The 13,366-nt window shown below is 45.3% G+C and carries 13 protein-coding genes; 10 read left to right on the top strand and 3 right to left on the bottom strand.

Annotated features, from left to right (window positions below):
- Positions 1 to 240: 240 nt before the first annotated feature.
- The 6 genes from ACE04G_RS18755 to ACE04G_RS18730 all read left to right on the top strand — a co-directional run bounded on the left by ACE04G_RS18755 (position 241) and on the right by ACE04G_RS18730 (position 9,010).
- Complete coding sequence (locus tag ACE04G_RS18755) at positions 241 to 3,087, top strand: PAS domain-containing sensor histidine kinase (protein WP_449003972.1); 2,847 nt, start codon at positions 241 to 243, stop codon at positions 3,085 to 3,087.
- 384 nt (positions 3,088 to 3,471) lie between these two features.
- The gene (locus tag ACE04G_RS18750) at positions 3,472 to 4,818 is read left to right on the top strand and encodes a cytochrome ubiquinol oxidase subunit I (protein WP_124118119.1); all 1,347 of its coding nucleotides are present in this window, start codon (positions 3,472 to 3,474) and stop codon (positions 4,816 to 4,818) included.
- Entirely contained in the window at positions 4,815 to 5,849 is a 1,035-nt protein-coding gene (locus ACE04G_RS18745; RefSeq protein WP_076212671.1) for a cytochrome d ubiquinol oxidase subunit II, read from the top strand. The genes ACE04G_RS18750 and ACE04G_RS18745 overlap by 4 nt, the downstream gene beginning before the upstream one ends.
- Positions 5,846 to 6,055, top strand: coding sequence for a cytochrome bd oxidase small subunit CydS family protein (gene cydS, locus ACE04G_RS18740; RefSeq protein ID WP_449003971.1), 210 nt, complete (start codon positions 5,846 to 5,848; stop codon positions 6,053 to 6,055). The genes ACE04G_RS18745 and cydS overlap by 4 nt, the downstream gene beginning before the upstream one ends.
- A 67-nt stretch (positions 6,056 to 6,122) precedes the next feature.
- Positions 6,123 to 7,169, top strand: a complete 1,047-nt coding sequence (locus ACE04G_RS18735) for an MBL fold metallo-hydrolase (protein WP_449003970.1) — start codon at positions 6,123 to 6,125, stop codon at positions 7,167 to 7,169.
- 215 nt (positions 7,170 to 7,384) lie between these two features.
- A complete protein-coding gene (locus ACE04G_RS18730) occupies positions 7,385 to 9,010 on the top strand; it encodes an ABC-F family ATP-binding cassette domain-containing protein (RefSeq protein ID WP_062836460.1) in 1,626 nt (541 codons plus the stop codon).
- Between the two features lie 114 nt (positions 9,011 to 9,124).
- Here the strand turns inward: ACE04G_RS18730 and ACE04G_RS18725 are convergent, their stop codons facing one another.
- Positions 9,125 to 9,313, bottom strand: coding sequence for a hypothetical protein (locus ACE04G_RS18725; RefSeq protein ID WP_221820794.1), 189 nt, complete (start codon positions 9,311 to 9,313; stop codon positions 9,125 to 9,127).
- A 290-nt stretch (positions 9,314 to 9,603) separates the two neighbouring features.
- Between ACE04G_RS18725 and ACE04G_RS18720 the strand changes: the two genes are divergently transcribed.
- Positions 9,604 to 10,491, top strand: coding sequence for a cation diffusion facilitator family transporter (locus ACE04G_RS18720; RefSeq protein WP_237178240.1), 888 nt, complete (start codon positions 9,604 to 9,606; stop codon positions 10,489 to 10,491).
- Between the two features lie 91 nt (positions 10,492 to 10,582).
- On the opposite strand, the gene ACE04G_RS18715 is transcribed toward ACE04G_RS18720, so the two are convergent.
- Both ACE04G_RS18715 and ACE04G_RS18710 read right to left on the bottom strand, forming a co-directional pair.
- Entirely contained in the window at positions 10,583 to 11,050 is a 468-nt protein-coding gene (locus ACE04G_RS18715) for a hypothetical protein (protein WP_221820797.1), read from the bottom strand.
- A 371-nt stretch (positions 11,051 to 11,421) separates the two neighbouring features.
- Positions 11,422 to 11,586: a DUF1328 domain-containing protein gene (locus ACE04G_RS18710; protein ID WP_017692264.1), complete on the bottom strand. Its 165-nt coding sequence runs from the start codon at positions 11,584 to 11,586 to the stop codon at positions 11,422 to 11,424.
- Positions 11,587 to 11,805: 219 nt separating this feature from the next.
- Here ACE04G_RS18710 and ACE04G_RS18705 point away from each other — a divergent pair, with 219 nt between their 5' ends.
- From ACE04G_RS18705 to ACE04G_RS18695, 3 genes are all read left to right on the top strand, one after another.
- Positions 11,806 to 12,315 (top strand): DUF948 domain-containing protein, encoded by a 510-nt coding sequence (locus tag ACE04G_RS18705; RefSeq protein ID WP_076212664.1) that lies wholly within the window; start codon positions 11,806 to 11,808, stop codon positions 12,313 to 12,315.
- A 68-nt stretch (positions 12,316 to 12,383) separates the two neighbouring features.
- Entirely contained in the window at positions 12,384 to 12,917 is a 534-nt protein-coding gene (locus ACE04G_RS18700) for a hypothetical protein (protein ID WP_221820798.1), read from the top strand.
- A gap of 94 nt (positions 12,918 to 13,011) precedes the next feature.
- Positions 13,012 to 13,356, top strand: coding sequence for a YflT domain-containing protein (locus ACE04G_RS18695; protein WP_076212661.1), 345 nt, complete (start codon positions 13,012 to 13,014; stop codon positions 13,354 to 13,356).
- Positions 13,357 to 13,366 lie beyond the last annotated feature (10 nt).

The raw sequence follows: 13,366 nt of genomic DNA, 5'->3' as shown, positions 1-13,366 counted from the left end.
TATAGGATGTATATGTAGACAGGAAGCAGGCTTTTTAGATGAACTTCAATATTTTAGCATGAATGCAGTTTGTTTGCCGAGCGATCAGAATTTCCCAAAGCTACATCAAGTGATAATTACAGTATAATGGATCAGAACGATTTGAGGGGAAAAAAAGTAGATTGTATCCGCTTGTTTATAGGGGGAACCAACGTTGTTGTTAAATACAGAACAAAAAGTCAGCCGCGAGGGCAGTTGCTTATGGATCGTATAAAGGCAAGCCAACTGCTGGAGTGGGTCGTGCTGAAGCTAAGGATACCCTGGTTTGGAACCAGCATTCTTATCGTTCTTGGCTCACTAAGTACTATATTTCCACTTACCTTATTCTATGGTGTACAGTTTATGGTTGGCAGCGCAGCAGCACTCATCGCTCTTCGTTTGCATGGGACTATCTATGGATTTGTCACCATTACATTCATCTATCTGTTAAATACCACCGTTGTCGGCTTCGAGCCGCGGAACTTAACGGTAATGATTGCGCATTTCATTGAGCTGATCTGGATGATCGGTTGGCAATTGCGTTGGAAGAATGGCAGCCTAATCAAGGCTAATGCTGTCTTTTGGGTAGTGATGCTGCTTCCCGTCATCTATTGCGGACATTATTTATTGGGACTGAATATAGAAGATTTGAAGTATGAGTATATGTATATTGCCGTGATTGGTATGGTGAATGCGTTGATCGCGGGTATTGTGGTGGACTTCTGGATTACTACGGGTGAGCACAAATCAAAACGTACAGGAACTATTCCTATCACCAGAATCGCATTTAAATACGTAGTCGCCTTTGTGGTGTTTGTTTCTCTCCTATTGTTATCCGCAGATAGCCGCAGACAATTAAGTCAAATGAATGATGCCATTATACTTGATATGAAACATGCAGCAAGTGCTGTTGTTCAGGATCTGGACGAACAGTATGTTACCTCGGAGAATATGGATCAGAACATGGCACGGTATCATCATTTATTGGGTGTGAATGTGATTCTGCTGAATCGGAATGATACAGTCGTTACTTCTGGTTTGAATACACTACAGGCTGGTGAGTATCTGGACATGGATAGATACAGTCTCCTTAAGTCGAAAGATAACCTTATGCTATTAAGCTCTGAGAATATTCATTACAGTGCTGTATTGAATCACTGGAAACAGGCATCTTTCATCTATGAAGCGGAGATGACAGCTGTAACACCTTATCGGGTATTCATTGAGACCAGCTCAACCAAGTATTATCCTCGAATAGAATCGATCTATCTTACCACATTGCAATACCTGTTCCTCATCATCGTGGCTTCCATGATTGTAGCGGCTCCTCTGAGCAGTAAGGTCGTTAGTCCACTCTTAAGACTAACCAGAATGACAGGTTCTCTTCCGAGGTTGCTGTTTCGAAATGGGAAGATGGAGTGGCCAACGAGCCATGTAACTGAAGTACAGATTCTTATTGGTAATTTGCGTAAAATGGCTGATGTACTGCTGGAACAATTCGAACAGATTCGTCACGATAAGTTAACTCTGGAGGACAGGGTCATAGAGCGGACCAAGGAACTCAAGAATAGTGAAGAAGTCAAACGTGCAATTATTGAATCGTCAATAGATGCGATTATCGCTGTAGACTCGAATGGAATCATCGTTGAGTTTAATCCGGAGGCCGAAAGAATGTTTGGATTGCTTCGGGAAGAAGTGATCCTGCACAAGGAAGCACCATCTCTTTTTCAAGGGGCCAGCTGCAGTGAGATCAAGAATTTGCTGGAGCGATTTGAATATGTTGAAGGTAAAAGATACACCATTGTTGAAGAAATTTCAGGTATCCGACGGGATGGTTCCGTATTTCCGATCGAGTACAAAATTGTTGAGATCCAGTTGGGCAAAAATGAGACATTATATAATCTATTCATTAAGGATATTACCGAGCGGACCAGAGCAGAAGAAGATCGTGTACGTCATGCCCTTGCGCTGGAGAAGCTGAACTCGGAGTTGTTCAATGAGAAGATTGCCATTCAGGAACAGCGAGATATCAGTGAGCAATTCATTGAATCCGTACGGGAAGGGCTCGTTATGTCTGATCGATCAGGGACTATAACCATCGTCAACCGAAGGATAGAAGAGATGTTTGGTTTGGGTGATTTTATGGGCAGATCCATTGAAGATTTGGCGCAGGCGATTGATACGATGGTATTAACGGACAACTTCAATCTGATGGAACAGACGAGAGCATTCCTGAATGGAGAAACGGCGTTTATCGAGACCGAATTTATATTCAATAATGTGGATAAAAGTGTATTTTCCTTGTACATGAAGCAGATGGATGTCCCGGGTAAAAACCATGGGTTTCTGCTGGTGTTCCGTGACCGGACAGGAGAAGAACGGCTGGATCGGATGAAAAATGAGCTCATCAGTGTGGTATCTCATGAGCTTCGAACGCCTGTAGCCACCATTATGGGATATGTGGAATTAATGATGATGTATGACCTTCCGGCAGCTCAACAGCGGGAATTCATGCAGACCATCTCTTCGGAGGGCAAGCGGCTGAGCAGTTTGCTCGATGATGTACTCGATATTCAGCGCCTCGACAACGAAGGTATGACTTACCACATGACATATGTACCGCTGGTTGAATTGGTAGAAGGGGTTGCCGAACAGTGGAATATGAAGTCTGCCCAACGGATCTACGTGCATACGTTTAATGGAGACTTCTTTGCTTATGCTGACCAGAACAGGATGGTTCAGGTTCTGCATAATCTGGTGGGCAATGCAGTCAAGTATTCTCCGGGAGCCGATCGTATTGATGTTACGTTATGGGAAGAAGAGGAATGGTTATGTCTTGATGTGCGTGACTACGGAATAGGTATTGCGGAGCAAGAGAAGGACATGCTGTTCAACAAATTCTATCGGGTTGATAATTCGGATCATAGGCAGATTGGTGGAACAGGAATCGGGTTGTACATTTCCCGTAAAATTATAGAGGATCACAAGGGTACGCTGACTTTTATATCTGCACCGGACAAAGGAAGTACGTTCAAGGTTCGACTGCCCAAACAGGACGTCTTGGTGTGAATTTATTGATGGATGAAGAAATGTATTTCACTTTTTTATGAATAATGTTTATGTACGAGACCTACGGATAGAGCCTTTGCCCTTCAACGCGTGAGCGTGATAAGGGGAAAGGCTTTTTTTGTTTTTCAATTTCCCCGGATAAAAAAACAACTTCTTTTGCAAACTGTCTATAGAGCCATAATTTGCATCCCATGCAAAAGGAGGACGGCAGGTATATGTTCCGTAAACAAGAGAAAACACTCATCATCGTCTGTCTGGTTGCAGCTGTGGTTGTGCTGTATGCCGTTGTGAAGAGCATCATCCGAATCATGAGTTATTGAGATACACGTTCAAGCAGAATAACTGCTGTCGTACATAACGATTATGTGAAAGAGGAGTGTAACCATGTCATCCCTGGATCCTGTTCTGCTCAGCCGGATACTAACCGGCCTTACCTTGTTTGTGCACATTATTTTTGCCTCTATTGGTGTAGGTGTTCCACTTATGATTGCCTTGGCCGAGTGGCGAGGACTCCGAACCAATGATATGCATTACACCTTGCTGGCACGCCGATGGGCACGAGGTTTTGTCATCACCGTTGCTGTTGGTGTCGTTACAGGCACCTCGATCGGATTACAGCTCAGTCTGTTGTGGCCGATGTTTATGCGGGTAGCGGGTCAGGCAATCGCCCTGCCGCTGTTCATGGAGACGTTTGCCTTTTTTATAGAGGCGATCTTTCTTGGAATTTACCTCTATACGTGGGATCGTTTCAAAAAGAAATATACGCATATGCTGCTGTTGATTCCGGTAGCTCTCGGCTCATCTGCATCTGCGATCTTCATTACAACGGTGAACTCCTTCATGAACCAGCCTCAGGGATTCACCCTGATTAATGGTATTATGAAGGACATTCATCCGATTGCTGCCATGTTGAATCCGGCAACGCCAACCAAAGTGTCCCATGTACTCGCCTCATCCTACACCTTGAGTGCAGGTATCCTGGCGGGGATAGCCGCCTTCAGTTTGCTTCGGGGACGGGATCATGTGTATTACAAAAAAGCACTGAAACTCACGACGGTATCTGCACTCGTATTTGCCATCAGTACCGTCATGATCGGTGATTCCTCCGGTAAATTCCTGGCGAAATATCAGCCGGAGAAGCTGGCTGCCGCAGAATGGCATTTCAAGACGATGAAAGAGGCACCGCTCGTCTATGGGGGGATTTTGGATGAGAACAATGAGGTGAAATACGCGATTGAGATTCCCTATGCGCTTAGCATTTTGGCAGGTAATCGTCCCGATACGGAAGTGAAAGGTCTCGAAGAGTATCCTGCGGATCTGAGGCCACCATTGTCTATTCACTATATGTTCGACCTGAAGGTCACAACCGGAGTGATCATCCTGATGATTCCTGTGTTATATGTACTGCGTCGGTGGTTACCAGGGCGCAAGCCATATCCCAAATGGCTACTGCTCGGCATTGTCTTGCTGGGGCCTCTGGCCATGATTGCCATCGAGCTGGGGTGGATGTTCGCCGAAGTTGGCAGGCAGCCTTGGATCTTACGCGGGTATATGAAGGTGGCGGAAGCAGCCACGACGTCAACTTCGGTTGGATGGATGTTAGTGTTGTTCATCTTGCTGTATCTGATCCTGTGTTTCTCGTGCATTCGGGTACTCAGCAAGCTGTTCCGCAACAAGGAAGCAGAGAAGGAACTGGAGTCTCTGGGGCTTGAAGGAGGGATCGTGCATTGAGTTTCGAAATTGCAGGCATCGCAATATTGTGGACGTTTTTGTTCGGTTACCTGATCGTTGCTTCAATTGATTTTGGCGCCGGGTTTTTCAGCTTTTACAGCATATTGACCGGACACGAGAACAAAATTCATAACATCATTCAGCGCTATCTGTCTCCCGTGTGGGAAGTGACGAATGTGTTTTTGATCTTTTTTGTGGTTGGACTGGTCGGATTTTATCCGGATAGCGCCTTTTATTACGGGACAGCTCTGCTGGTGCCGGGTTCCTTGGCCATTGTACTACTTGCAATCCGGGGCGTATATTACGCCTACAATACCTATGGCAACCATGGGCAGAACAGCCGGATCTACATGGCATTGTACGGGGCGACGGGATTGCTGATTCCGGCTGTATTTTCCACCATTTTGGCGATATCCGAAGGCGGGATTATTGAGCAGGTGGGCGATCAGGTGTTTTTTCGCTGGCGTGAATTTTTGACGAATCCCTATACCTGGTCGGTTGTTTTGCTTGCACTGGTCAGTGTGCTGTACATCTCGGCGATGTTTCTATCTTATTATGCGAAGCGGGCAGGGGATGAGCCGGCATATGAGGTGCTTCGAGAGTACGCGCTGTTATGGAGTTTGCCTACCATTTTTGCAAGTTTTCTGGCTTTTCTGCAGATTAACAAACAGAATCCCGCACACTTTGAGCAGATGGTGAATATTTCGTGGATGTTTATCGCTTCGTTTATTTGTTTTGTCATTGCCGTGTCGCTGGTGTGGAAAAGTAAATATCTGGGTTGGTGTTTTGTCGCTGTCATGCTTCAGTTTGCCTTTGCCTGGTATGGTTACGGGCGATCCCACCTTCCGTACATTCTGTATCCTTACATCAATATTTACGACAGCTTTACGAATCGGACGATGGGGATTGCACTCATTACAGCGTTTAGTCTGGGGCTACTCGTGCTCATTCCTTCGCTTGTGCTGATTATGAAGCTGTTCCTGTTTGATGCCAATTATGTGCGCGGTAATTCTGGTAAAAAGAAAGGATGAGTCTGTCCATGCACCCAAACATGTTCTTACTCATGACTCCCTTGCTGGATCCACTATCTACTGAGGGAGTCACAGGGATACCCGGTATAACCGGATTGAGCTTTTTTGAGACATTCACCATTATGTACGCCCCTCCACTGATCATAGCGGCTGCTATTGTCTTTCTGTTTGTATATCTGGCCGTATATAAGAACCCAAAGGATTGATTGGTACGTCCATTCCCGTTTGGGGTAATCTCTTGTTAAGAAATGAGGAAGGGAGGAGGGCCCTTTCATGCCGAAAATCCGTTATAACAATATCGATAATGTAAGTACGGACAAAACGCTGAAGGAATTCAAACAATGGAGGGAGCAACGGCGGAGCAAAGTGAAGGACTACTCCTACACCGTGCCCAAACACCCGCCTGAACTGGATTATCTGCATGCCAACCGGGATGACACAAGTATTACCTGGATTGGTCACTCCACGTTTTTCATTCAATATTATGGATTGAACATCGTGACTGACCCGGTGTGGGCCGAAAAAATGGGATTTCAACGAAGACTCGGTGCCCCCGGCATTCCGATTCAGGATATTCCACCGTTGGATGTCATTCTGATATCTCATTCCCACTATGATCATCTGCATCTGGCTTCCTTGCGTAAGCTGATTACAGCCAAGACATTGCTGATCGTACCCGATGGTCTGAAACGTAAGATGATTCGCAAAGGATTCCATCGATGCCAGGAGATGAAGTGGTGGGATCATATGACACTTGGCGGAGTCAAAATAACTTTTGTCCCTGCACAGCACTGGACGCGCCGAACATTGTTTGATACCAATACGTCCCATTGGGGCGGTTATGTATTGGAATCGAACCATCCGGCAACGACTTCAGCAGCGGAAAGTGCTGCAACAACGAGCAATCAGGATGAATCATCCACGGAATCAGGGAAGAACGAAACATCCAAAACATCAGACGGTCCGCCTGTGTTGTATTTTGTGGGTGATACAGGTTACTTCCAGGGTTTCAAAACGATTGGAGAACGCTTTGACATTGGTGTTACCCTCATGCCCATCGGTGCCTACGATCCGGAGTGGTTCATGACTTCTCAACATGTGACACCCGAAGAAGCGCTGCAGGGATTCGTTGAATCCGGTTCACAGCTCATGGTGCCCATGCATTACGGCACATTCAAGCTGGCGGATGATACGCCCAAGGAAGCGCTGGATCGGCTGGAAGTTGAACGTGAACGGCTAGGCATTGGTAAAGAGCGGATTCGGGTGCTTGGTCATGGCGAGACACTCCGCATTCACCACGAGGAAGGCAAACAGGGCTAACAAAAAAGAGTCAAATATGTTAATGTAGGGATATGCCTGCATGAACAGTGTATTTACCAAATCTTTAATAAGTAAAAAGCGGCCAATTTTCGAATTTGCCGCTTTTTTGTGTTATAATATGGTGCCAGAATAGGCATCGGGATATTGAATCCATGATTTACGCAACTTGCTATTCATGCAGTATGCAGATTAACCAATAAAGGATGGTATGCTTAATGATCAGTACAAGCGGCATCACGCTCCGCTACGGAAAACGTGCACTTTTTGAAGATGTAAATATCAAATTCACACCAGGAAACTGTTACGGCCTCATCGGCGCCAATGGAGCCGGTAAATCAACATTCTTGAAAATTTTGTCCGGTGAAATTGAATCAAACTCGGGAGAGGTGCACATCACCCCGGGCGAACGTATGGCCGTTTTGAAGCAAAACCACTTTGAATATGATGAGTATCCGGTTCTCGAAACGGTAATTATGGGTCATAGTCGTCTCTATGCCATTATGAAAGAAAAAGATACGCTGTATGCCAAAGCGGACTTCACGGAAGAAGATGGCCTGCGTGCAGGTGAACTTGAAGGTGAATTTGCCGAGTTGAATGGCTGGGATGCTGAGCCGGATGCAGCGGCACTCCTGATCGGTCTGGGTATCGACCGTGACATGCACGATAAAAAAATGAATGAACTAAGTGGTAACGAAAAAGTTCGTGTCCTGCTTGCACAAGCATTGTTTGGTCGTCCAAACAACCTGTTGCTCGATGAGCCTACCAACCACTTGGATCTCGAATCCATTCAATGGCTTGAGAACTTCTTGATGGACTATGAAGGTACTGTTATTGTGGTATCCCATGACCGTCACTTCCTGAACAAAGTATGTACACACATTGCGGATATCGACTTTGGTAAAATCCAGCTGTACGTAGGTAACTATGACTTCTGGTACGAATCCAGCCAATTGGCACTTGCGTTGCAACGTGATGCCAACAAGAAAAAAGAAGAGAAGATTAAAGAGCTTCAAGCCTTTATTCAACGTTTCTCGGCGAACGCCTCGAAATCGAAACAGGCAACTTCCCGGAAGAAACAACTCGACAAAATCACGCTGGATGACCTTCGTCCATCGAACCGTAAATATCCGTTTATCAACTTCAAACCTGAGCGTGAAGCTGGTAAACAATTGTTGACCGTAGATCGTATCAGCAAATCCATTGATGGTGTGAACATGCTGAATGATATCAGCTTTGTCGTGAACAAAGGGGATAAAATCGCATTTGTTGGCCCGAACGGGAATGCCAAGTCACTCTTGTTTGATATTCTTATGGGTGAAACGGAGTTGGATAGCGGCGAATATACTTGGGGGGTAACTACAACTCAAGCTTATTTCCCAAAAGACAACTCCAAATATTTTGACGGTGTAGACATGACTCTTGTGGATTGGCTCCGTCAATATTCCAAAGATCAGGATGAAACGTATCTGCGTGGATTCTTGGGACGTATGTTGTTCTCAGGTGAGGAATCCTTGAAAAAGGCAAGTGTACTCTCCGGGGGCGAGAAAGTTCGCTGTATGTTGGCGAAAATGATGCAGACTGGTGCTAACGCATTGATTCTGGATGAGCCTACGAACCACTTGGATCTCGAATCCATTACAGCGCTGAACAATGGTATGATTGATTTTGACGGCACCATGCTGTTCACATCCCATGACCATCAGTTCATTCAAACCATTGCTAACCGGATTATCGAAATTACGCCGAATGGCATCATTGATCGCCAAATGAGCTATGACGAATATCTGGAAAGTGATGAAATCAAAGAACTGCGCAATAAAATGTATCCGGTAGAAGCTTAAACCAAGCATCATCTACGGCACATTATTATAGGAACACCAAAGAACCGCAAGCCTCTGTGAAGAAGGCTTGCGGTTCTTTTTGTAATTCAATGGGTTTCTCTTCGGCTTTAAGACCTAAGATCCACCAGTACGGCGACGTTGGTTGTTAGGCTTCTTGTTGTTTTGACTCTTCATCGCTTTAGGTCCGCCTTCAAAGTAGGCGCTGGATTGGTTACCGAAATTTGCTTGTTCTTTCTTTTGCGCCAGCTTTTGGCGTATAGCATCCTGCAAACTGACCTTTTTCGGTTCGTTATTTTCGCTCATCGTTATTTCCCTCCCGGTCTTACAGTGAGCCGTCCAAATTGGACGGGATGTACCTATTTTATACGTTTTACAAAAGCCCTACAAGGGCAACCTGATAAAATGCTCAAAACCTTTGGTTTTACCCGGGCCAACATTTTTTCTCATTAACTACAGCCCTGCCGTCTGGCAACTTTTTTTCGGCTTGCCTACAGCAATGCAGCTTGGCAACACTGTTTCTGTAGACCCACACGCTCCACATTTGTTAACATGGAAAAACCGTAATACGAAACGTTAAAGGGGTGTCGCCCGGTTTGAACGCTTATGAAGAAATTCGAAAAGGGGAGCGAGGGGCTTGGGTTAGTATTGCAGCCTATCTCGTCTTGTCCGCTTTTAAGCTGATCTGTGGATATTTATTTGCTTCCAGCGCCTTGCTGGCCGATGGTTTTAATAACCTTACGGATATTGTGGCATCCGTTGCTGTATTGATCGGGCTTCGGATCTCCCAGAAACCACCTGATTCGGATCATGCCTATGGTCATTTTAGAGCGGAGACGGTTGCTGCCTTGGTGGCTTCGTTTATTATGGCTATGGTTGGGCTGCAAGTATTGGTTGAAGCCGTTCGCTCCTGGTATGAAGGAGCCTTTGTTGCTCCAAATCTGTGGGCGGCAGCGGTGGCTGTAGTCTGTGCCGTTGTGATGTTAGGTGTATATCGTTACAATCACCGTCTGGCTAAACAAATTAATAGTCAGGCTCTGATGGCTGCGGCGAAAGATAATCGTTCGGATGCCTGGGTCAGCATAGGCGCTGCAATTGGAATTATAGGTGCGCAGTTCGGACTTCCATGGCTGGATAAAGTAGCTGCCATTGCTGTAGGTCTGTTGATCTGCAAGACGGCTTGGGAGATTTTCCGGGATTCTACACATCGTCTTACGGATGGATTTGACCAGAAGGAACTGACGGATCTCAGATCCTCCGTAGCACGCGTTCCCGGTGTTGAGATGATCAAGGATGTGAAGGCGCGTGTGCATGGCAGTCATGTACTTGTGGATGTAGTCATTGAAGTGGACGGAGGCCTAAGCTTGATTGAAGGCCATCAGATCTGTGACCGTGTTGAAGAGCGGTTGAAGCGATCGCATAACATCATGCATGTACATGTTCATGTGGAACCAAAGACGGAAGAAGTCACAAGGAACTCATGAACAGGGAGTGAACATCTTGGAAAATCAAAAGAGGACAGCCGCGATTGTGCGTGCTGTCCTCTTTACTTATCATTAGAACGATTATACGATGTTATTGAATGGCAACGTGGATCCACGCTTTGCCTTTCCACGTGTATACTTGTACCCACTCGCCGCCATCGAATCCATCAACAACTTCACCTGTTGTATCGATGACTTGGGAGCCTAATGCACCGATTGGCTTACCGTTAGGTGCATCATAGAACCAAGTGCGCTCCAGAAGGTTCAGCAACATCGTTGGTGCCAGTACTTCATCGCCTGGTTTTACGAGTGGCTCTTCAAACATTTTGTCATCTGTGCCGTAGGTTGCCCCAGTTACCGTCTCAGCTTTACCTTCTACTGTATTCACAGCAGGTTTGTTCACTTCAACAGCTGGAGTTGTTGTGGTCGTTGTCGTTGTTGTAGCTTCTGTTCCTTTTTCCGGATTCACCGTTCCAGTAACCGCTTCCTCAGCACCCGCAGCAGCAGCCATCGAACCCATCAACGTTAAAGCAGCGGCAAAACTTACGATTTTTTTCATTTTGTTTTTCCTCCTCGGTAGGTATGTAAAATGTTGTCCTGATTACAAGTAACCAAGCAAGCACCCTTATGAATCACAAATTATAACAATATTTTCTTGCATTCTCCAGTGTCAACTGGCTCATATGTGGGTATATAGCAAGCCTGTAAATATCATACTTCGGTGGGATAAAACCGGGTTGGCTATCTCAAAAAGGTCCTGATTTTTTGTGATTCATACGAGAGCGGATTGGAATAAAGCAGAAGGGAGTGCAATACATAGTATAGAAAAGTTGACCTATGCCTGAACGCACAAAAGCCAATCGGCTTGGTAGCACGATCGGCTTTTGTATGTATTCGTTTAGTAACACTCAGTCATATCAGAACCTGAGGTTATCGCATTCGGCTGCGTCCCGTAATCAGGGAGATTACGAACAGTACAACAAAGATGAAGAAGAGTACTTTCGCGATTGAAGCAGCTGCTTCAACAATACCGAAGAATCCAAAAATACCTGCTACCAGTGCAATAATTAGAAATAATACAGACCATTTCAACATAAGTATTCATCCTTTCGTTACTTGATTGTGCAGTGAGTTGTGTTCACCTCACCGCCTTGTGTAGTCTAACTTTAACCGAGTGCTAACCGCTTGAAACATTGGTTTTTTTTCCAAGCGAAGGCATATATGAAGGGATATATAATATTGTTTCGTCCGGGAAATCGCCGGGTAACTATAGCAATAACAAACTGATGCACATATGGAAAGAGAGGTTCTTCTATGATCTATCAAATTAGCGTGGCCCTGATTGCAGTGGCATTTGCAGTACTGGTATTCTTTTTAATTCGTACCTTGAAATCCGCTCAGGGTTCTCTGGACAATGTCTCACAGACATTGCAGGAGGTACAGAAAACCATTGATGAACTTAGTTATGAAGTGAAGCAGACGGTAAGACATGCCAATGATATTACGGTGGATGTACAGCACAAAATGAAAAAAATTGATCCTGTTATGGAATCTGTTGAGAATCTGGGTGAAGTGTTGAATGAAGTGACGGCAGCAGCCAAACAAGTCTCCACAACGCTGATGGCGAAATTTCAGACCAAACGTAACAACGCTGAACAGACCAAGCATGCTGAATCGGTTCATGTAACTGCACCGCCTGCTACATCAACGGATCGTACCCTGCAATCCTATGAAGCTACATATAATGGTGAAGCTAAGGGCGGGAAAAACTGGATGAAGTATATTGATCTTGCAGCGAATGTATGGCAACGGATGCGCAAGTAACATGACCGCTTTGTAACCCATGAAGAAGCCTTCAGAGCGGTGATGAACCTGATGAAAGGGTGAGAATCATGATGAAACTACTGCTTGTGATGTTTAGCGTAATTTCTCCCTTTTCCGTTCAACCGGCAGCGGTACCCGCTGCTCACGATATGCAATGGACGGCAATGGAAGAGAAGGCGTCAGAGGTAACTCTGGCTGTTAATCGATCCGAGACTTTCCAGCATTTTCGGACTCTGAATGGTATTTCTTTGGATGACACTATGGATGATTTGTTGGCCAAGAAGGGCCAACCGGGGCATAAACAGGAAGATCCTTATCTGGGGTGTCCTGAATATCACTTTCATGATGTGAAGGTTGGCTTGTGTGAAGATACGGATGTCATTCAATATGTGCATATCGATGCATCTGAGAATCACATCATGTTAAACGGAAAGAGAATTGAGATGAATATTGAAGCGTTCCATCATGCTCTTGGGAAACCTTATTATGTGGCAGAGGACGGAGAAGTGTTTCTCCGTGGAGACCAGGCTCTGAAAGTATATATGAAGTCAGGATCTCAGCAGATTGAAGGCATTGATCTTTTTGATGATACAGTTTCCTAGGATTGGTTATTACCGAATCGTTTCAACCCCATATAGTATGGTTATATACTAAGTAGCGCGATACAGAAGATTAAATCAGAGGAGAGTGGAAACGATGAATTCAACCAATGAGCAAGCTTATGCAAAAGTGGTAGAAAACGGAGTCCAGGCGGTAGAAGCGGTGAAAGAATTGCAGATTACCGGATACCTTCCTGATCAAATCTTTGTTCTCGCCCATGAGAAGGATCGTACAGATCGAATTGCCGATACAGCAGATGCCAAAGAAATTGGCATTAAGGAAGAAGGAGTATTTGATTCCTTGGCGAATCTGTTCCGCTCACGTGGTGATGAACTCCGGGCCAAAATTGTTTCGATGGGCTTTACCGAAGCCGAAGCGGACTTCTATGAGAGTGAACTCGACAAAGGTAAAGTACTCGTTATTGCTAAAAAGAAAGATTAACCCGATATAC

It is taken from the genome of Paenibacillus sp. AGC31 (assembly GCF_057334655.1).
Note: the sequence above shows the minus strand (reverse complement) of the source record. Positions and strands in the feature narration are given on the sequence as shown.

Coding starts and splice junctions, on each gene's coding strand:
- ACE04G_RS18755 (WP_449003972.1), top strand. CDS start 241: ATGGATCGTATAAAGGCAAGCCAACTGCTGGAGTGGGTCGTGCTGAAG.
- ACE04G_RS18750 (WP_124118119.1), top strand. CDS start 3,472: ATGTCATCCCTGGATCCTGTTCTGCTCAGCCGGATACTAACCGGCCTT.
- cydS (WP_449003971.1), top strand. CDS start 5,846: ATGAGTCTGTCCATGCACCCAAACATGTTCTTACTCATGACTCCCTTG.
- ACE04G_RS18735 (WP_449003970.1), top strand. CDS start 6,123: ATGCCGAAAATCCGTTATAACAATATCGATAATGTAAGTACGGACAAA.
- ACE04G_RS18730 (WP_062836460.1), top strand. CDS start 7,385: ATGATCAGTACAAGCGGCATCACGCTCCGCTACGGAAAACGTGCACTT.
- ACE04G_RS18725 (WP_221820794.1), bottom strand. CDS start 9,313: ATGAGCGAAAATAACGAACCGAAAAAGGTCAGTTTGCAGGATGCTATA.
- ACE04G_RS18715 (WP_221820797.1), bottom strand. CDS start 11,050: ATGAAAAAAATCGTAAGTTTTGCCGCTGCTTTAACGTTGATGGGTTCG.
- ACE04G_RS18710 (WP_017692264.1), bottom strand. CDS start 11,586: ATGTTGAAATGGTCTGTATTATTTCTAATTATTGCACTGGTAGCAGGT.
- ACE04G_RS18705 (WP_076212664.1), top strand. CDS start 11,806: ATGATCTATCAAATTAGCGTGGCCCTGATTGCAGTGGCATTTGCAGTA.
- ACE04G_RS18700 (WP_221820798.1), top strand. CDS start 12,384: ATGATGAAACTACTGCTTGTGATGTTTAGCGTAATTTCTCCCTTTTCC.
- ACE04G_RS18695 (WP_076212661.1), top strand. CDS start 13,012: ATGAATTCAACCAATGAGCAAGCTTATGCAAAAGTGGTAGAAAACGGA.